This window comes from Paenibacillus lutimineralis (assembly GCF_003991425.1).
GTDB classification, from domain to species: Bacteria; Bacillota; Bacilli; order Paenibacillales; family Paenibacillaceae; genus Fontibacillus; species Fontibacillus lutimineralis.
This window is the reverse complement of sequence record NZ_CP034346.1, coordinates 2438118-2456416: the sequence shown is the minus strand read 5'-3', so window position 1 is coordinate 2456416 and position 18299 is coordinate 2438118. Positions and strand designations below refer to the sequence as shown.

The 18299-nt window shown below is 48.0% G+C and carries 23 protein-coding genes; all 23 read right to left on the bottom strand.

Features of this window, described 5'->3' with window-relative positions; all coding sequences use genetic code 11:
* Positions 1–9: 9 nt before the first annotated feature.
* Positions 10–984, bottom strand: a complete 975-nt coding sequence (locus tag EI981_RS10340) for a polyprenyl synthetase family protein (RefSeq protein ID WP_126997826.1) — start codon at positions 982–984, stop codon at positions 10–12.
* Positions 981–1847, bottom strand: a complete 867-nt coding sequence (locus EI981_RS10335) for a menaquinone biosynthesis protein (RefSeq protein WP_126997824.1) — start codon at positions 1845–1847, stop codon at positions 981–983. Before EI981_RS10335 ends, EI981_RS10340 begins: the two co-directional genes overlap by 4 nt.
* Positions 1828–2451: a UbiX family flavin prenyltransferase gene (locus tag EI981_RS10330; RefSeq protein WP_126997822.1), complete on the bottom strand. Its 624-nt coding sequence runs from the start codon at positions 2449–2451 to the stop codon at positions 1828–1830. The genes EI981_RS10335 and EI981_RS10330 overlap by 20 nt, the downstream gene beginning before the upstream one ends.
* Positions 2451–3323 (bottom strand): UbiA-like polyprenyltransferase, encoded by an 873-nt coding sequence (locus tag EI981_RS10325; protein WP_126997820.1) that lies wholly within the window; start codon positions 3321–3323, stop codon positions 2451–2453. The genes EI981_RS10330 and EI981_RS10325 overlap by 1 nt, the downstream gene beginning before the upstream one ends.
* Entirely contained in the window at positions 3323–4042 is a 720-nt protein-coding gene (locus tag EI981_RS10320) for a demethylmenaquinone methyltransferase (protein ID WP_126997818.1), read from the bottom strand. The genes EI981_RS10325 and EI981_RS10320 overlap by 1 nt, the downstream gene beginning before the upstream one ends.
* A 15-nt stretch (positions 4043–4057) precedes the next feature.
* The gene (locus EI981_RS10315; RefSeq protein ID WP_126997816.1) at positions 4058–4924 is read right to left on the bottom strand and encodes a heptaprenyl diphosphate synthase component 1; all 867 of its coding nucleotides are present in this window, start codon (positions 4922–4924) and stop codon (positions 4058–4060) included.
* Between the two features lie 108 nt (positions 4925–5032).
* On the bottom strand, positions 5033–5566 hold the full coding sequence (locus EI981_RS10310) for a hypothetical protein (RefSeq protein ID WP_126997814.1): 534 nt from the start codon (positions 5564–5566) through the stop codon (positions 5033–5035).
* A gap of 127 nt (positions 5567–5693) precedes the next feature.
* Positions 5694–5942 carry a trp RNA-binding attenuation protein MtrB gene (gene mtrB / locus EI981_RS10305; protein ID WP_068781749.1) on the bottom strand — a complete coding sequence of 83 codons (249 nt, stop codon included), beginning with the start codon at positions 5940–5942 and terminating at the stop codon, positions 5694–5696.
* A gap of 97 nt (positions 5943–6039) precedes the next feature.
* A complete protein-coding gene (locus EI981_RS10300; protein WP_068781750.1) occupies positions 6040–6312 on the bottom strand; it encodes an HU family DNA-binding protein in 273 nt (90 codons plus the stop codon).
* Positions 6313–6705: 393 nt separating this feature from the next.
* A complete protein-coding gene (gene spoIVA / locus EI981_RS10295) occupies positions 6706–8184 on the bottom strand; it encodes a stage IV sporulation protein A (RefSeq protein ID WP_127004543.1) in 1479 nt (492 codons plus the stop codon).
* A 421-nt stretch (positions 8185–8605) separates the two neighbouring features.
* The gene (locus EI981_RS10290) at positions 8606–9376 is read right to left on the bottom strand and encodes a DUF3939 domain-containing protein (RefSeq protein ID WP_227011787.1); all 771 of its coding nucleotides are present in this window, start codon (positions 9374–9376) and stop codon (positions 8606–8608) included.
* A 17-nt stretch (positions 9377–9393) separates the two neighbouring features.
* Positions 9394–9741, bottom strand: a complete 348-nt coding sequence (locus tag EI981_RS10285) for a 2Fe-2S iron-sulfur cluster-binding protein (protein ID WP_126997812.1) — start codon at positions 9739–9741, stop codon at positions 9394–9396.
* Positions 9742–9769: 28 nt separating this feature from the next.
* The gene (locus EI981_RS10280) at positions 9770–10414 is read right to left on the bottom strand and encodes a nucleotidyltransferase family protein (RefSeq protein WP_227011786.1); all 645 of its coding nucleotides are present in this window, start codon (positions 10412–10414) and stop codon (positions 9770–9772) included.
* 39 nt (positions 10415–10453) lie between these two features.
* The gene (locus EI981_RS10275) at positions 10454–10633 is read right to left on the bottom strand and encodes a DUF2768 family protein (protein WP_068781831.1); all 180 of its coding nucleotides are present in this window, start codon (positions 10631–10633) and stop codon (positions 10454–10456) included.
* A 222-nt stretch (positions 10634–10855) separates the two neighbouring features.
* Positions 10856–11128: a stage VI sporulation protein F gene (locus tag EI981_RS10270; protein ID WP_126997810.1), complete on the bottom strand. Its 273-nt coding sequence runs from the start codon at positions 11126–11128 to the stop codon at positions 10856–10858.
* A 140-nt stretch (positions 11129–11268) separates the two neighbouring features.
* On the bottom strand, positions 11269–12309 hold the full coding sequence (locus EI981_RS10265) for an NAD(P)H-dependent glycerol-3-phosphate dehydrogenase (protein ID WP_126997808.1): 1041 nt from the start codon (positions 12307–12309) through the stop codon (positions 11269–11271).
* Entirely contained in the window at positions 12302–12913 is a 612-nt protein-coding gene (gene plsY / locus EI981_RS10260) for a glycerol-3-phosphate 1-O-acyltransferase PlsY (protein WP_126997806.1), read from the bottom strand. The genes EI981_RS10265 and plsY overlap by 8 nt, the downstream gene beginning before the upstream one ends.
* 14 nt (positions 12914–12927) lie before the next feature.
* Entirely contained in the window at positions 12928–14250 is a 1323-nt protein-coding gene (der, locus tag EI981_RS10255; protein WP_126997804.1) for a ribosome biogenesis GTPase Der, read from the bottom strand.
* Positions 14251–14425: 175 nt separating this feature from the next.
* Positions 14426–15658, bottom strand: coding sequence for a 30S ribosomal protein S1 (gene rpsA / locus EI981_RS10250; protein WP_126997802.1), 1233 nt, complete (start codon positions 15656–15658; stop codon positions 14426–14428).
* A 132-nt stretch (positions 15659–15790) separates the two neighbouring features.
* Positions 15791–16372 carry a lysophospholipid acyltransferase family protein gene (locus EI981_RS10245; RefSeq protein ID WP_126997800.1) on the bottom strand — a complete coding sequence of 194 codons (582 nt, stop codon included), beginning with the start codon at positions 16370–16372 and terminating at the stop codon, positions 15791–15793.
* Positions 16373–17080 (bottom strand): (d)CMP kinase, encoded by a 708-nt coding sequence (cmk, locus tag EI981_RS10240; protein ID WP_126997798.1) that lies wholly within the window; start codon positions 17078–17080, stop codon positions 16373–16375.
* A 117-nt stretch (positions 17081–17197) separates the two neighbouring features.
* The gene (locus EI981_RS10235; protein WP_126997796.1) at positions 17198–17404 is read right to left on the bottom strand and encodes a hypothetical protein; all 207 of its coding nucleotides are present in this window, start codon (positions 17402–17404) and stop codon (positions 17198–17200) included.
* Positions 17405–17579: 175 nt separating this feature from the next.
* Positions 17580–18233, bottom strand: a complete 654-nt coding sequence (locus EI981_RS10230) for a flagellar brake protein (RefSeq protein WP_126997794.1) — start codon at positions 18231–18233, stop codon at positions 17580–17582.
* Between the last annotated feature and the right edge of the window lie 66 nt (positions 18234–18299).

Sequence of the window (18299 nt, the reverse complement as noted above, 5' to 3'; positions counted from 1 at the left end):
TAAGGGGTATCAATAGGTGCGTCTGTTAATAAATAAAGCGATTTCCTTCAGATGCGTTCTCGGCTTTATTTCCGGCAAGCCCGCCAAAGCTTCCATTGCTTTATCAATAAAACAGTCGGCTAACTGCTCCGCACGGGTGATTCCATTACTTGAGACGATCATATCGATCGCTTTGGACACGCTGCCGCTTCCATTGCCAGCCTGTATTCCGCGGATTTCTGCAAGCAGCGGCTCCCGAAGCTTCTCTTCCTGCAGCGCATAGATGACTGGCAAAGTTATGTTACCCTGCCGCATGTCACTGCCTGGTGGCTTGCCGATGGTCTTCTCTGTTCCACACAGATCTAGTAGGTCATCGCGAATTTGAAAAGCCATACCGACATTATATCCATATTGGTACAGCAGCGAGTGTACCTCTTTCGGAGCCTCAGCAGCAAGCGCACCCAACTGACAGCTGATTGCGATTAGAAGGGCCGTCTTGCGACGAATTCTTAGCAAGTAATGGCGCACCGATTGCTCTGTATTGAAAAAGTCACGGATCTGTTCCATCTCGCCAATCGACATTTGCACCATCGCTTTGGCAAGAGTCCGGTGAATCTCCGGATTTTTAAGCTCTGTAGCAATCATCAAAGCTCTTGCGTATATGTAGTCGCCGGTATACATTGCAATTCTATTATCCCATTTTGCCTTAACGGTAGGCTTGCCTCTGCGTGTTCCAGCATCGTCAATGACATCGTCATGGACGAGAGAAGCGGAATGGATCAGTTCCAGCGGAACAGCCACATGCTGCAGCTTCTCCAGATCATATTGTCCGAACTTCCCGCCAAGCAAGACAAATACAGGGCGAAGCCGCTTGCCGCCCGCCTTGAGCAAATGAAGGCTCGTCTCACTCAACAGCTCATCTCCGCCTTCGATACTTTTGTATAGCTGCCGTTCAATAAAATCCATATCCTTTTTCAGCGCGCCGAAAATGTCTATTAGCTTCATTCTTTCACCCGTGTCAGCATATTCTCATTCCATACATTGATATGAACCTTGTGCTTCAGCAGCCCCATCTCATAGGCGTAAGAGAAGTACAAGGCTAATCCGTTCTGCATCTGCTCATTAAAATCATAGCATAAATTATTGAAATAATGACGCCAGTAATCTCGAGTGCCACCAATTTCACTGCACGCCTCTTCAACCAGCGATGACAGATCGCCCAAACTTCTGCGCTTGCTGTCCTGGAAAGCATGGCTCACCTCGGCAAGCAGCTCAGGCCGATTCTCTGCGAACGATTTCTGAACCGCCCATACGGCAAACGTCATCCCATACCCTGTCCATTGTTTCCAGACTTCCCCTAAATCCGTAACGATAAACTCCTGATTGTGCCAGGAGGCCGAGATAGCGTTGTCCCCGATCAGCAGGGCCGCGTCGCTATTCGCCATCATAAGATCCAGATCAGGCTCGCTGTCCCAATAGGTCGGGCTTCCCCCATACGCTTTCTCCATAATGATCTTCAATAAGTTTACCGATGTTGCCGAAGTGTTCGTTAACGCGATAACTCCGTTCTGAATTTGTTCCGGCGGCTTGCGTGAGAAGAGTAAAATGGAATTCACCGGACCGTTGGAGCTAACCGACAGATCCGGTAGCAGAACGAACTGTTCCGCACCGTAACCAAAAGCAAAGGAGGAGACCGGCGAAATGTCCAGCGACCCCTCAAGCATCCTACGATTCAGTATAGATGGTACTTCCGTAACGAGTTTTGCCTTCTGCGAAAGGGCATCAGGCTTAAAGTGATGGAACATCGGCCAGCAGTTTGTATATTTGATTTTGCCGATGAGGATGTCGTCATTCTCCCGGTTGTTCATTGTGATCCCCCCATCTCTTAAACAAAGCATGTTCGATTCTTAAATTGTCCAGAACCTTCCCCACCAAAAAAGACACTAAATCATCTATGCTCGTCGGACCGAAATAAAACGCCGGCATAGCAGGGATTATCCTTACTCCCAGCCTGGCCAGCTTCAACATATTCTCCAAATGAATAGCATGCAGCGGAGTCTCCCTTGGAACAAGCACGAGCGGACGAGCCTCTTTCAACATGACATCGGCCGCCCGCGCCATCAGGTTATCCGAGGATCCACTAGCGATCGAAGACAAGGTGCCCATCGAGCAAGGCATCACGATCATCCCTTCTACCAGATAAGACCCGCTGGCGATCGACGCGCCGATATCATTGATCGGATGATAGACACAATCTCCTTCATTGCCGCCAAAATGTTCTTCAATGAGACGGTTACGGTCGGACACATCCCAGCCAAGCTCCTCCTTGATCACCCGCCAGCCAGCATTGGAGACGACCAGATGCACATCATAGCCAACCTCGAGCAAAGTTTGAATCAGCTTCACCCCATAGATTGACCCGCTTGCTCCCGTGATGCCAACAACCATCGCTTTGCGTCTGTTCTGATTCATCAGCGGCTTTGCACCACCAAATCAATCAGCGTAAAGGTGAAGACGACGATACTCAACACACCGTTCATATTAAAAAATGAAGTCTGTAGACGGCTGAGATCCGTAGGAGACACAATATGATGCTCATAGAATAGAATCAGATAAGCGATAATCATACCGGCGATATACCACCAGCCGAGATTAGCCAAGAATAAGAGCAATACGAAGCCAAGTGCAGTAGCAAGGTGGAATGCCTTAGCAATTTTGAGCGCGCCTGCAACGCCGAATCTCACCGGAATCGAGTGCAGGCCTTCCTTAGCATCAAATTCAACATCTTGGCAAGCGTATATGATATCAAATCCGGCGATCCAGAAGGATATTGTTAGATAGAGGACCATAGCTGAAGCATCGACCTTACCTGTTACTGCCGCCCAGCCGCCAAGAGGAGCTAAGGCAACGGTAAGCCCAAGAACAACATGGCAGAGCCAAGTGAAGCGCTTCGTGTATGAATACAATACCAGCATCACGACTGCGATCGGCAGCAGCTTCATAGAGAGCGGCTCCAGCTCTGCTGCGGCCCAGAACAATAATACAAATGAGAAAATAATAAAGGCAATAACCTCACCGATCTTCAACAGCCCTGCCGGAATTGCGCGTCCCTTAGTACGCGGGTTCTTGGCATCGCTGACTCGGTCGATCAGTCGGTTCAACCCCATCGCTGCGCTCCGCGCTCCGAACATGGCCATAAGCACCCATCCGATCTGTGCCCAGGTTGGCAACACATGGTTGATAGCCACCGAGCCAAGTAACGCACCCATAAAAGCGAAGGGCAAGGCGAAAATAGTATGTTCAAACTTGATCATCTGCAGAAATGTGATCGTTTTTTTTAGCATTATGGCGACTCCTTGATTCCAATGTGTAGAGCAGCTATGCCGCCGGTAAGAGGATAAGCCTCAACTCGTTCCAATCCCGTCTCACGGAACGCTTCCTTAAGCTCCTCACGACCAGGGAACGAGGCCAGCGAGTCAGGCAGCCACTTGTATTGCTCATATCTCTTTGCAACCATCTTACCTAGTAGCGGAAGCATCTTCTGAAAATAGAAATAATAAATACCCTTGAACGGCTGCCAGGTCGGCTTGGACAATTCCAAGCATACGACCATGCCGCCAGGTTTCACGACGCGGCGCATTTCGCGCAGCACCTGATACAGATCCGGTACATTTCTTAGTCCGAACCCGATCGTTACGTAATCAAAGCTATTATCCTCGAACGGCAGCGCCATCGCATTACCCTGTACGAGTGAGATTCGGTCACTGAGACTACGCTCGTTCACTTTCTTGCGTCCGAATTCCAGCATATTCTCGCTGAAGTCGAGCCCGGTAATCTGTCCTCCGCTCGCCTCAGCCATACTAATCGTCCAGTCGCAGGTACCGCAGCACAGATCGATTGCAGTATTTCCTGGCTGCATATTCATCTTCTTCATCGTAAATCTACGCCATGCTTTATGGCGACGGAAGCTTAGAAGATCGTTCATCATATCGTATTTCGGAGCAATGCTCTCGAATACAGAGTGAACGAATTGTTCCTTCGGTTTGGAAGTCACGTTATTCATGTTCAGGGGATCACCTCAGCCTTCCTGCGCCGCTCGGCGCTGTATCGATAGTACGTTCTGAAACGGCTCTAGTACAGAGACGATCTCAGTGCGGAGCTTGTCCCCTCTACACTCCTGAAGCAGCATCTGTACGCGTTCTATGGATTGCTGCAGTAGACCGCTCAATTGCTCCTTCATATTGTATTTAATGAGCATAGAGCCCCATTCGCGTTCTCCGACACTGTGACGCAGTATTTCTCTATCTTCCGACGTCCCGGTCTCCAGAATATGTAAGTAGGCGTAACCGCGTCGCTTCTCCGGTATACTGGAGCTATGCTTCAATTCATCCATCACAACCTCGCAACGGCATAACTCTGTAAGCATCAACCTCCATAAATTCTGCTTGGATTTATCCAGCAGTCCAGAGAAAGCGAGGAACAGACTCATCTTCACCTGAGTACTCTCTTTCAGATAATCCTCAGCCGTCAGCAGCATCTGCTTCAGCTTCGTATAAAGCTTGACCTTGAGCGAGTTCGCCTCGCATATCGCCGAGCTCATCGCAGATACCATATCGATCTCTCCGGCTCCTGCCAACAGTGCATAGAATACACTGCTGAAGTAGTCTCCGGCGAGCACCTTCAGCTGTCTGGAGCGCATCTTGCTCTCCTGCTGCTCACCGCCACCTAGATCGATCAGATCGTGCGTATCCATTCCCGTCTGTACAAGAAAAGCCGCTAACGCGTAGTTCTCTGCCGATTTCTGCGTAGCGTCCTCCCTGTCCGTCAGAAACGTATAAAGCAAACGAACACGGGGTACCGGGAAGTCCGGAAGCTCCGTGTGAGTTGAAATCATGTCATATTCAACATACTTTCTTGCCAGTTCCGTTATGCGATCAAGTCTCATTCTCTGCCTCCGAGCACCTATTACTGGCATCCAAATCGTTAAAAATAGCGATGCCACAATCCTGTATATTATATCATATGTTAATTCCAAGCGCACGAAAGACCTATCTCAATTTACAGACTGCCGCCATAAATTCGTCCTCGTAATATGGAACCATCGCAGCAAATCATCAGACAACTCCTGATCTCCATGATTTCGCAGCATTTTCAGCGCGCCCTGAGGCATCTCATTCTTATGAACATCCGAGGCTAGCAGCAAATATTTCGTGCCCAGCCAGCGATCCTCGGCAATTAGGCGCAGCAGCAGCTGATCGACGTTAGTCGTCCGCTCGAACGCAAATGAGATCAACTCCGCCATCCCTGCATATAACCGACTCTTGTCAAATTGATCAGCTGTGACCTTCAAATCCACGGACAGAATCCCTCCATTCAGATCCACCTTGGATATTGGCACAGGAAGTTGGAGTGCAATCAAACCATCTACCAGATTGTCATCGTTCAACTCTCCTGGCTGGCCAGCAGCAAAGACCGTATGGATCGCCGTATTCTCCAGCAGTCGCCCGTCCAGTTTGGATAGAACCGCTAGAAGGACCACGCTCAAGATCGATACGATGAGTAATTGAAGCAGCCATTTCCGTCTCATGGGGCCTTCCCCCTTCTTCTGTAATCAAGGAATTCACAGTCTAATAGAGCTTGTTTAAACACGTATTTTACTGTCCCTATTTCCATTGTACAAAAGAAAAAAGCAGGCTATGCCTGCAATCACAAAATCACTCTTCCGTATCGATGATTCCATGCTTCGTATATACGACCGCTTTGCCTCTCACCTTCACGGCAGAGGTATGATCAGTAAACTGCGCAATCAGCACTTCACCCTTATCCAGCTTCTCCGTATGATGAAACCGCGTGTCTTTGCCGCGCGTTAAGCCGATGACCGTTACGCCCTGGTCCTTGGCCTTGACGACGAAGTAATCCCCGCCATTCGAGGTTTCATTCTCATCTTGATGACGCTGCTCCATGATCTACCGCTCCTTTTTCTATTTCAAAACATCTCCTAAAAGAAAAGGCCGTGAACTAACGCCCACGGTCCTTCGCAAAAGAAGATATGTAGAAATCTTATTTAATTCCGTCTTTGAGCGCTTTACCCGGTTTGAAAGCGGGGATCTTGCTCGCAGGGATTTCGATTTCCTCTCCGGTTTGCGGATTGCGTCCTTTACGTGCGGAACGCTCACGAACTTCAAAGTTACCAAAGCCAACCAGTTGAACTTTGTCTCCGCTTTGAAGTGCTTCAGAAATGGCTTCGAATACAGCATCAACCGCTTTGGTTGCGTCCTTCTTGGACAATTCTGTGCTCTCAGCTACCTTGGATACCAAATCAGATTTATTCATTACGATTCACCTCCCTATTCTATAAAATACTTTACTCTGATATTCTGTGTTTCCGTTTTGCCGCAGAATATACGTTAAACCGCGTTATTACCCTGGTTATACCTGATAAAAGTTGAATTTTACACTCTTTTCAGCGACGCGGAACAAATTTATAGTAATACAGGAAATCAATATTTTCAAGCTCTTTAACTACAAGAAGCGATGAATAGGTAAAAAGTAACCGCATGCAGCCCATCGGCAGCACACGGTTACTTAGAGGAGGAAACCGGATATTCAATTCATTAGACCTAGGTTTCACTTTTGCTCACGAAGTAATTCAGGAAGTGATCTCGACATCGAATCTTGAATTCACGCGGGCCTTCCGGGTGCTGAAAACTGAATATTAGAACGTGTTTATAGGATTATTGCGATCAGACCCCCGGAGCCTTCGTTGATAATGCGGCCGAGCGTCTCTTGAAGCTTGTAGCGGGCATTATCCGGCATCATGGCAATTTTGCCTTGAATTCCTTCTCTGACGATCGAATGCAATGAGCGACCAAAAATATCGGATTCCCAAATCTTAATCGGATCGTTCTCGAAGTCCTGCATCAGGTAACGAACGAGCTCTTCACTCTGTTTCTCTGTACCGATAATCGGCGCAAATTCCGATTCTACATCGACCCGGATCATATGAATCGATGGAGCTGTCGCTTTCAAGCGTACGCCAAATCTTGAGCCTTGACGAATCAGTTCTGGCTCATCGAGAGCCATCTCGGCAAGCGAAGGAGCGGCAATGCCGTAGCCCGTTGTCTTGACCATCTCCAGCGCCTCGGCGAAGCGGTCATACTCTCTCTTGGCATGTGAAAATTCCTGCATCAGCTGAAGGAGATGATCCTTGCCGCGAATCTCAACACCGACAACCTCCATCAAAATACGGTCATACAAGTCATCCGGCGCATAGAGATCAATCTCCGCGACGCCTTGGCCCATATTGAGACCGCTGAGGCCCGCCTTATCGATGAAGTCGTATTCCATAAAATTACTGACGACACGATCCACATCCCGCAGACGGCGGATATCCTTGACCGTATCCCGTACAGAATTCTCGTAATTGCTACGCAGCCAGTGGTTCTCGTTCAGCACCATAACCCAGCTCGGCAGATTGACGTTAACTTCATGTACCGGGAATTCGTATAGTACCTCTCGCAGAACGCCTGTTACGTCTTCCTCAGTCATCGTAGCTGCACTGAGCGTAATGACTGGAATATCATATTTAACGGCGAGCTCTCCGCGAAGCTGCTGCGCTTCCTCACTATTCGGCTTTGTCGAGTTGATTACCAATACGAACGGCTTGCCGACTTCTTTCAATTCCGCTATTACCCGTTCCTCCGAGTCCACATAGGAATAACGCGGAATGTCAGCAATCGTCCCGTCCGTCGTAACGACAACGCCTAGCGTGGAATGCTCCTGAATGACTTTGCGTGTGCCGATCTCTGCCGCTTCCTGGAACGGAATCGGTTCTTCGAACCAAGGCGTTGAGATCATGCGCGGGCCATTCTCATCCTCGTAGCCCTTAGCGCCTTCTACCGCGTAACCGACGCAGTCTACTAATCTTACATTCACTTCGAGACCTTCTGAGACCTTGATCTGCACCGCATTATTAGGTACAAATTTAGGCTCTGTTGTCATAATCGTCTTCCCGGCTGCACTCTGCGGAAGCTCATCCACAGCGCGGACTCGATCCGCTTCGTTGGTGATGTTCGGAAGTACGACAGTCTCCATAAAGCGCTTGATAAATGTTGATTTCCCTGTGCGGACAGCTCCGACAACTCCGAGATAAATGTCGCCTCCAGTTCGTTCGGCAATGTCCTTATAAATGTCTACTTTCTCCAATACCAATGATATCCCCTCCTCAAATTTTGCCGAAGGAAAAATGCTTTGAGAGCATCCGCTTCGTCATTCTCATTCCTTAACGCCTACTGCTATAATAGGAGCGGCAGCTCCTCTTGCCCGTGCCCGCCGCCGCGAACCGCTGTGGAGTGAGACTGAACGAAAGCGGCGTTAACTCGTACATGCATTTGGACTAGTATCATCATATGTACCAGACGCGGATTTATGACGGAATTTCAAGAGAAACCGTTTTTTTAATTGAAGCGTCGCAAGACGCCATACGGGCATGATACCGCCACATAGAATCCATATGATTATATGAGGTTAGTTATGACGAATAAAAAAAGAAGACTGCCAGAAAATATCCGCAGTCTTTCTTCATATCTTGTTTTATTTTGCGATGTTGTACTGATAGTCGCTTCCGCTATTTCCCGGTTGCCATAGCTACAGGCGCATCTTCCTGCCATCTGTAAGGCAACGACTTGACAGGAACGTAATAGGAATGATCCGTTAAATATTGTCTAAGATCCTTCTCCTGATCCGCTTTCGCATCAAGCTGGGATTTATCAATCACCTGCATGATATCAAAACCGTAATCAAGATAGACGACGCCCTCATCATCAACGAGAAATGGCTGCTCCTGTCCCGAGAAAACACTGCTCACCTTATAATTCTGTGCACCAGCCAGCTTCAAATCGACCATGTATAGACCAGGGTAAGCCTGAGGCCCATCCTGGACAGGTGAAGCCCCGTCATGCTTGCTGCGGTAGCTATCAACCATTCGCTGCACATCATTTACCTTCTGTACAGTTAATAGATCCATAACCTTGACTGTAGGATCTACTTCTTCATTTAAGACTAGGAAATATACGCTACCTCCCTGCTCAAATGCCGCGCTCGGAATCTCCTCCAAATAACCCTTATCATGCATTTGAATCATATCAATACGGTATTTCTCATACCTCGGCGTCTCCGGACCGGCGGTAATGATTGGCAGTATGCCTGTGTCAGTCTGGAATTGATCAAGCGCCCGTTGAACACGGTCGACGCTCTCCCTGTATGATCTTGTATTGGTCTGTTCTTGCCCGCCTGGATACATACATCCAGATAATACGGTCAGCAGACATGCAAGCATAACCAGAACCAGAAAAGTCCTGGATTGCAGGCTCACGATATGACGGTTCAAGCGTTTCAACGAGCTTCCCCCTTTGTTTATATCTCATCCAGCTTTTGCTGTTCTAATTGCTTTCTAATCGCCGCCTTCAGAGGGTCCTCGGGCAGCTCAACCTCAGCACTGCCGCAAATGATCGCCTGACAAGCCAAGCGGTATCCTTCGTCAAGCAGCGAGCCAAGCTTGCGTCTCTCAGCATCATTAGGAGGCCTTAGCGCATCGCGATGTTCAGGATCAACCTTGACCTTGCACATCAGGCAGGCCGCCTTACCACCACAACGTGTCGCGATATGTACCCTGGCTTCCTGGGCGGCACGCAGAACGCTTGTCCCTGGGCGTACTTTCACTACTTTTTGCGGAGGATTAAATCTTATTTGTGTCTGTCTCATCTTCGCTTATCCTCCAATCGTTTATGTGCTAGGCTTGATAGTCAGTTTCTTGCCATGTCCATGATAGCAGCGGCTGATCCAATAGCTCGGCCATCCTCACAATCTGGTCCTGATTCCATTGATTCCGCTTCAGGAGGACAGCCAACAGCGGCATATGCTTCTGCGGCTCCCTGCGCATCACAGCTGCAATATTCACATAGCGGTCAGGGCGACCTCTTAGCACGTTGAAGACGAACTCATGGGCAAGAGGCATCAGACTAAGCGACTGCTCTTGTACCTCTGTCTGCACTGCAGATGAGGCCAACACTTCAGCAACCTCCGTCCTATAGAATCCACCTTCCGATCTTACTTCGAATCCCCCGACCAATTCTATCGAAAATGAGCCTAGAGAATAATGACTCAATACAGAGATATAGCGCTCGGTTCGATCGAAATGTGGTTCATCTACCGCAATAGGTTGCAATAATTCATGAATCCGGCTCGCATCATTTATATCCGCATACAAATCAATGTCCCGTGGAGCAGCAGGGATCGCCACCCCTTGCAGCAGCAAACTACAGCTGCCCCCCAGCATCCAAACGCCTTCTGCTTCCTGCAATCTTACAGCCAGCTCTGTTAATGCAGGGATCATCCCGGGATACTTATTAATGTTAGACTTGATCCCATCTGTCATGTTCTTCCCTCTTTCCTTAGTCTGCCTGAATCCGTCTGTCTATGTAATCGATATAAGTCCCGTCAGAAAACCTGCCAGCATAATTACGAAAGCGACCAGCGAAAGTATCCCCTTAAGCAGCCCCTTCGTCTTGGTTCTTGCAAACGTAATTAGAAATACGGACAAGCCCATGACGAGAATCGCTGCAATTGACAGCCACATCTTGGTCATTGCATCCAGAACCATATTCATACACTCCTATTAGAGGTTATTCAAAAATCCACTTTTGATAAGAATAAATTTCCATCGATTGATATGATGAATATTATAGCATTTCGACTGAAAACAGGCTACGCGATTGAATAAAATAAAAACAACAAAAAAGCCCCACAGGAATTTTTATCTCCTGCAGGACCATTCCCGACATAGCAGCCACAATGATTAATGGAGATCAACTCCAACCTACTTTTTGATCATCATTTTCATCAGAGCCTGCATATTGCTCGCGTTCATGCCGCTCTTCTTCACTGCGCTGACGATTTCATTTATTGTACTTTCTGTAACGGGAACTTTGGCAGCCGCCGATACCTGCTTGATCAGCTTGCGCAGCTCGGCTTCATTCTGCATTGTGGACGGCTTCACATTGCTAGCCAGCTTCTTGACTGTGCTTTCTGTTATATTTTTACCGCTTTTTTTGTTGATGGCATTAAGAGCATCCTTGGAAAAATTGTTCATTCGTTCGCCTCCTCCGTTGTCCTCTTCCCCATAGTATGAGAACGGAACGAAAAAGGTGAGTGGGCTTCCTGCTCAGAAATAAGAATGCCATCCTCCGCCATCATCCAATTTCCTGCTGACAGCAAACGATATTCTCTTATCTACTTATGCCAGGTTTCCCAGGTCTCGATGGACATCAGTTCCATCTCTGTCTTCTTATCGCGACCCATCAGAGCTTCCACCGCTGTCCTAGGATCCAGACCCTCGAACAGAACCTGATAGAGCTGTTGGGTAATCGGCATCTGTACCTTGTACTTATCAGAAAGCGTATGGGCAGCTTTCGTTGTGCGAATCCCTTCTACAACCATGCCCATAGAACTTAACACCGTCTCCAGCTTCTTGCCTTCGCCAAGCATATAACCAGCACGCCAGTTACGGCTATGACGACTGGTCGCAGTAACGACAAGGTCACCAACTCCCGCTAGCCCGGCAAACGTAAGCGGATTGGCCCCCATCTCTGCGCCAATTCGAGTAATCTCGGCAAGTCCGCGTGTCAGCAGTGCTGCTTTGGCATTATCGCCAAAACCTAGACCATCCGACATCCCCGCGCCAAGTGCGATAATGTTCTTCAGTGCTCCTGCCAATTCTACCCCGACCATGTCGCGATTCGTATAAACGCGGAAATAAGGGTTCATGAACAGATCCTGAGCACGGATAGCCTCCGAATCGTCCAAAGCCGCTACGACCACCGTCGTTGGGCAGCGCTTCACGACTTCCTCGGCATGGCTCGGTCCGGAGAGAACGACGATACGCCCTTCCTCGCATTCGAGCTCCTCCGCAATTACCGTGGAGATACGCTTGAGCGATTCAGTTTCAAAGCCCTTGGTAGCATGCACCACCAGCATCTCTTCCGTCCAAAATGGACGCATCTGCCGGGTAACTTCACGAATCGCAGCCGAAGGGGCGACGATAACTACGGCCTCAGCCCCGTCCATCGCCTCATGCATGTCCGTCGTAGCAGTCAAATTCGGGGATAGAGTAACCCCTGGCAGGAACCGCCCATTGGTATGGAGACGGTTGATTTCGTCCTTTTGCGACTCATTGCGGGTCCAGATGACAACATTCATCTCCTTATCCGCCAGCACGCTTGCGAGCGCTGTTCCCCAACTTCCCGCTACCAGTACAGCAACCTTCCTAGCCAATGTTACTCCCTCCCTTAGAACCTAGCTTATTCTCTCTGCCCTGCACAATCTTAACGATATTCGTCCGGTGTCTCCATATGGCAAAGAGACAAATGAGCAAACTAACCCAAAAATAAGGACCAACGCCCTCAATTATAACGAGAAAGATAGGCGTTAACAAAACGAATAATAATGAGCCAAGCGATACATATCTCGTGAATACGATCGAGAGAATAGCGATAATTCCAGCATATAATGCCGGAAAGAAGAACAGGGATGCCATAACTCCAATTGTTGAAGCTATCCCCTTTCCTCCACGGAAACGGAAATAGACCGGCCAATTATGACCGATGATAACCGCAATCCCACATAGTGCAGGCACCCATACAGAACCATCGCCAAGCCAGCGGCCTATCCAGACAGCGGCAATCCCTTTCAGCACGTCAAGCGTTAATACGAGGATCGCCGGCCCTTTACCGAGTACTCGAAGTGTGTTAGTAGCTCCTGCATTACCGCTGCCATGCTGACGAATATCGATTCCCTTGATCGCCTTGGCGATCACAACACTGAAACTGACCGAACCTAGCAAATAAGAAGCAAGAACTGCAATGACGGATAAAATCAACTTGTCGTCCTCTCCTAACCCTCATCAGACTTACGCCGCGTGAACAGACGGATCGGCGTACCTTCAAAATCAAAAGCGGCGCGAATCTTATTTTCCAGATAACGTTCATAGGAGAAGTGCATCAGCTCTGGATCGTTAACAAATACAACGATCGTCGGAGGCTTAACCGCTACCTGGGTCACATAATTAATCCGCAGCCTTCTGCCTTTATCTGTAGGAGGCGGGTTAATGGCCACCGCATCCGAGACGACATCATTAAGCAGATGAGTCTGAATCCGCTTCGTATGTTGATCAGCAACATGCTGCACAACCGGAAGCAGTTTGTGGAGTCTTTGCTTCGTCTTAGCTGACAGAAATACTACAGGGGCATAGGTCATGAACAAGAAATGATCACGTATTTTCTGCTCGAACTGGTGCATTGTCTTATCATCCTTCTCAACGACATCCCACTTGTTCACAACAAATGCAGAAGCTTTGCCTGCTTCATAAGCGTAGCCAGCAATGTGTTTGTCCTGCTCAATAATTCCCTCTTCCCCATTAATGAGCACAAGTACGACATCAGCACGCTCGATCGCCTTCATCGCACGCATTACGCTATATTTCTCAGTCGTCTCATACACCTTGCCCCGCTTGCGCATACCAGCAGTATCAATCAATACATACTTCTGACCGTCCTTCTCGAACGGAGTATCGACAGCATCACGGGTTGTTCCGGCAATGTCGCTGACAATAACGCGTTCCTCACCTAATATCGCATTGACAAGTGAGGATTTACCAACGTTTGGACGTCCAATCAAGGCTACCCGGATCACATCTTCATCATACTCATCATCCGTCAGCTCTGGCAGATTCTCAACGATGGCATCCAGCAAATCGCCGATTCCAGTGCCGTGGCTACCAGATACGCCAATGGGCTCACCGAAGCCGAGATTGTAAAATTCATAAATAAAATCCTGACGGCCGATGTTATCGACCTTGTTAACGGCGACAATGACAGGCTTACCGCTACGATAGAGCATGGTGGCTACTTCTTCATCCGCACCAGTTACCCCTGTCTTAGCATCACACATAAACACGATTACATCAGCTTCCTCAATCGCCAGTTCAGCTTGCATCCGAATCAATTTCAGAATCGGTTCTTCATCGCTAAGCTCAATACCACCTGTGTCGATAACGCTGAATGGTACCCCATTCCATTCCGCCGTACCGTAGATTCGGTCCCTTGTAATACCCGGCTTGTCTTCAACAATAGCCAGACGATCGCCAATCAAACGGTTAAAGATTGTAGATTTGCCTACATTCGGCCTACCGACAATGGCCACTACGGGTCTTGCCATAAGCATTCCTCCTAAAATTACTCAAAATCTATATTCACTTACTTTTGTTTATCCCATAAAAAATACGCCTAAATAATCATAGCAAAAAAAAACTGAATTGGCTAACTATAGTGTTGCCAAAAAAAACAGCGAACCCACATAAGAGGGTCCGCCGATATCTAAAGCTTATATCCGCTTATTTCAATTTGCTCAGCTTGTCTCCGAAGCGTTCGCCCAGAGTAATACTAAGTCCTTGGTTGCTAAGGGAAACATTAGGGTTATCGCCCAGATCTTCTTTTCTTACGCTGCTGCCTTTCGAAGGCTTCTCGCTCCTAGGCGCCGGAGCTGGTGCTTCTTCCGTTTCCTTAATGCTTAGGCTTGCACGTTTTTCATCTGCGCTCAGGTCCAAAATTTTAACTTGAACTGTTTGGCCTTCCTTCAACACTTCAAACGGTGTGCCGATATGTTTATGAGAAATTTGCGAAATATGAACAAGTCCTTCAACGCCCGGAGCGATTTCAACGAAAGCTCCGAAATTAACAAGACGTTTTACTTCACCGCTCACGATATCGCCAATATGGAATTGCTCGCTAGCCGAATCCCAAGGTCCTGGCAAAGCAGCTTTGATGCTTAGGCTAATTTTACCTTTCTCTGGGTCAACCTTGAGAACTTTAACCTTAACTTTGTCTCCTTCAGAGAGAACGTCAGCTGGTTTGTCAACATGGCTCCAAGAGATTTCAGACACGTGTACAAGTCCGTCCACGCCGCCCACATCAACGAATGCGCCGAATTGGGTCAAACGCTGTACTGTACCTTCGATCACTTGGCCTTCTTGAAGCTGAGCCATAACCTGTTGCTTGTTCGTTTCGAACTCTTCATCAAGAACGTCCTTTTGGGACAGGATGACTTTGTTGTTCTCTTTGTCCATTTCTTTCACTTTTACGCGAAGCGTACGGCCTTTGTAATCGCTGAAATCTTCAACGAAATGGCGTTCAACCATGGAAGCCGGAATGAAGCCGCGCAGACCTACGTCTACAACAAGGCCGCCCTTAACAACGTCGGCAACAGTAACTTCGAAGGTTTCTTGGCTATCCAAGCGAGCTTGCAATTCATCCCAAGCGTTCTCGCTGTCGATTGCACGTTTGGAGAGAACCAGACGCTCCTTCTCATCGTCGATGCTGACAACCTTGGTCTCAACCTCTTGACCAACCTGTACGGCGTCCGCAATGCTGTCCAGGTGGACGGAGGACAATTCACGAATAGGAATAACGCCGTCATATTTATATCCAATGCTGACATAAGCTTGGTTATCCTCGATTTTGACGATCGTCCCTTTTACGGTGTCCCCTTTTTTCAAGGATACGATTTGTTCCATTTCTTCTTGGCTTGCCTCAACGGCTTCCAAGCCATTCTTTGTTTCTTCCGACATGTCAATAGCCTCCTCAATTCAAAAAAAACCATTTATTTAAACTCGCTGTTAGCGTAGTTCAAAACAATTCACGAATATAGCTTACCAATTATCCCCTATCTTCATGCATTCGGGGCAAAATAGGTTCTACAGCTACACCGACTGTTTCAATTCAGCAATCCGCGACATAATGGCATCCGTGGCCAAATCAGCTGCTTCGGTCTTCGGCGCTTCCTTGAACTTGGACATATCGATCGGTTCGCCATATACCACTATCATTTTACGAAAGAGCTTATAATTGCCGATAATAGCAGCAGGGATAACTGCAGCATCACTACGGAGGGCAAAGGTTGCCGCTCCTTTCTTGCCTTCCCCCATGTCTTCCCCTTTAGCACGGTGGCCTTCAGGGAAAATACCCATTACATGTCCACTGCGAAGCAGGGTTAGGGAAGTCTTGATCGACTCCTTGCTCACACTGCCACGTTTGACAGGGAAAGCACCTAGTTCTTTAATTAGCCAGCCGAAGCCGAAAATATCGAATAATTCCTTCTTGGCCATAAAATGCACTTTCCGATTCAGCAAAATGCCGATCGTTGGAGGATCAAGCAGACTGATATGATTTGCACACAGCAGCACTCCCCCCTCTTGAGGAATATTCTCTACTCCCCTCGCTTCCAAGCGGAACAGTGTCTTATAGATTACTCGAAGCAGTCCGCAAACAAAGCTATAAATCATCTATACTTCTCCCTCTCTCCCTTGTATGCTCAGCGCTCGGGATACGATAAATTCAGCAACCTCATCAATCGACATATGTGTCGTATCCAGAAGAATCGCATCCTCGGCCTGGCGAAGCGGAGATATCATCCGTTCCTGGTCGAGGCGATCACGCTCTGCGATATCAAGTTCAAGCTGCTTCAGAGTGATGTCGCTTTGTTCCTTCATTTCCTTATATCTGCGAAGAGCTCTCTCCTCAATGCTGGCGGTCATGAAAATCTTGACTTCAGCATCAGGGAGCACCGTAGTTCCGATATCACGGCCATCCATGACAACGCCTTTACGCAAAGCCATTTGCTGCTGAAGTGAGACAAGCCTGCTCCGCAGCCCCTCGATTTGCGCATATCGGGATACTTTGGCGTTAACGGCAAGCGAACGGATCTCCTCAGTGACATCTACGCCACCAACCAGTACCTGCTGTCCGTTCTCTCCGGGAACCAGCTCGATTTCCAGATTGTTTACCGCTTGCAACACTTGATCCACATCTTCCGAAGATATACCTTGCTGGAGCATAGACCAGGTGGCAGCCCGGTACATCGCACCGGTATCTACATAAACATAGGATAACTTACCTGCTACCTTACGGGCGATAGTACTCTTACCTGCCCCGGCCGGCCCGTCGATCGCGATGTTAATTCTGCCGTTAGCCTTAGACGCTGCACTTGCCAATGGGGTATTCCTCCTCAAAAACGGGTCTCAAGAAAAAAGCAGGCTTTGCCTGCGACGTGAAAATTATACCACACATAACTAAGGGATGCAAAAGAGAATAGCGCGAAAAGAGTAATATTACCGCCTATTTTCCCGCTGAATCGGAACTCCCTCAAACTTATCTGCGGATGAAAGTAAGTGTCTGATTTCAGGTATTCGAAGCGCCATTTGCAGCAGACATAGACTGATCACCAGCAATAGGACGAGCCTTCTCATCCACCGCTCAAAGGGCCTGCAAACTTGCAAAAATAGCTCCGTATATTCGTGTTCGTCTTTGTCATTCACCCTAACCGCCCCCTATCCTTATTAGAGGTAGTTCAAAAAGTCCGCTTTTGATCCCGAAGTAACACCGAGAGCCTATTCACATCGAATCTTGAATTACGCCGGGCCTATGTTTACGAACTTTTTGAACACTCACTTTTAGGTATTTCCTAATTTGAGATAGGGGAATCACTCATGATCAACGATTCTTGAAGTCAAATTGCCGTTCAAAGCAGTAGCGAATAATCTTCTGACGCTCCATATCAGAAATACTGACCAGCTTCAGCATAGCGATCACTCGATCAGTCTCCAGCTTCTTAATGCGAACCACCTCAGCTTCAAAAGGTACATGATCAATGGAACCATTCTTGTATGGGATCAACAGCCAACAATACAACTGATCATCTTGGGAAATCTTGTATTTACTTTCGCATTTGAAAGAGACGCCACCACCGCCGACATCCTCGGTATAAGTGATAAACCGGGTGTTGTCCTTCATTCTTACCGCAATCTCCAGATCAGCCACCACCCGGAGGAAATCCCTCCGTTGAATCTTGGTAATCGTCTCTGGCTCCGGTTTGCGAATTCGTATCATCTGTACCTTATCATCTGCAAAGCCGGTTACGTATGTATTAAAAAAATTCTTAATCCCGCCCTCAGACAGAAAATATACAGAAAGCTCGTCCCCAATAACAAGCCGCTTGAGTCTTCCTGTTCCGCTCTCGATCGGTACTTCAATCAAAAATGAATTTTCTTCATCATCGGCAATTCGCGATTTATACTCTTTCTCTTGCACCTTCTTGTCAACCGAAGCGACATGGATGTAGACAAGATCATTTACTTTCGGGTACAAGCTTTCACCTCCTAGGTCAACATACACATTAAATTATATCACGCTTAACCCATACAGGAGATACAG

What these genes read in the sequence shown, in the direction of transcription:
- EI981_RS10340 (WP_126997826.1), bottom strand. Translation starts at nt 984, where the DNA reads ATGAAGCTAATAGACATTTTCGGCGCGCTGAAAAAGGATATGGATTTT.
- EI981_RS10335 (WP_126997824.1), bottom strand. Translation starts at nt 1,847, where the DNA reads ATGAACAACCGGGAGAATGACGACATCCTCATCGGCAAAATCAAATAT.
- EI981_RS10330 (WP_126997822.1), bottom strand. Translation starts at nt 2,451, where the DNA reads ATGAATCAGAACAGACGCAAAGCGATGGTTGTTGGCATCACGGGAGCA.
- EI981_RS10325 (WP_126997820.1), bottom strand. Translation starts at nt 3,323, where the DNA reads ATGCTAAAAAAAACGATCACATTTCTGCAGATGATCAAGTTTGAACAT.
- EI981_RS10320 (WP_126997818.1), bottom strand. Translation starts at nt 4,042, where the DNA reads ATGAATAACGTGACTTCCAAACCGAAGGAACAATTCGTTCACTCTGTA.
- EI981_RS10315 (WP_126997816.1), bottom strand. Translation starts at nt 4,924, where the DNA reads ATGAGACTTGATCGCATAACGGAACTGGCAAGAAAGTATGTTGAATAT.
- EI981_RS10310 (WP_126997814.1), bottom strand. Translation starts at nt 5,566, where the DNA reads ATGAGACGGAAATGGCTGCTTCAATTACTCATCGTATCGATCTTGAGC.
- mtrB (WP_068781749.1), bottom strand. Translation starts at nt 5,942, where the DNA reads ATGGAGCAGCGTCATCAAGATGAGAATGAAACCTCGAATGGCGGGGAT.
- EI981_RS10300 (WP_068781750.1), bottom strand. Translation starts at nt 6,312, where the DNA reads ATGAATAAATCTGATTTGGTATCCAAGGTAGCTGAGAGCACAGAATTG.
- EI981_RS10285 (WP_126997812.1), bottom strand. Translation starts at nt 9,741, where the DNA reads ATGAGACAGACACAAATAAGATTTAATCCTCCGCAAAAAGTAGTGAAA.
- EI981_RS10280 (WP_227011786.1), bottom strand. Translation starts at nt 10,414, where the DNA reads ATGACAGATGGGATCAAGTCTAACATTAATAAGTATCCCGGGATGATC.
- EI981_RS10270 (WP_126997810.1), bottom strand. Translation starts at nt 11,128, where the DNA reads ATGAACAATTTTTCCAAGGATGCTCTTAATGCCATCAACAAAAAAAGC.
- der (WP_126997804.1), bottom strand. Translation starts at nt 14,250, where the DNA reads ATGGCAAGACCCGTAGTGGCCATTGTCGGTAGGCCGAATGTAGGCAAA.
- rpsA (WP_126997802.1), bottom strand. Translation starts at nt 15,658, where the DNA reads ATGTCGGAAGAAACAAAGAATGGCTTGGAAGCCGTTGAGGCAAGCCAA.
- EI981_RS10245 (WP_126997800.1), bottom strand. Translation starts at nt 16,372, where the DNA reads ATGATTTATAGCTTTGTTTGCGGACTGCTTCGAGTAATCTATAAGACA.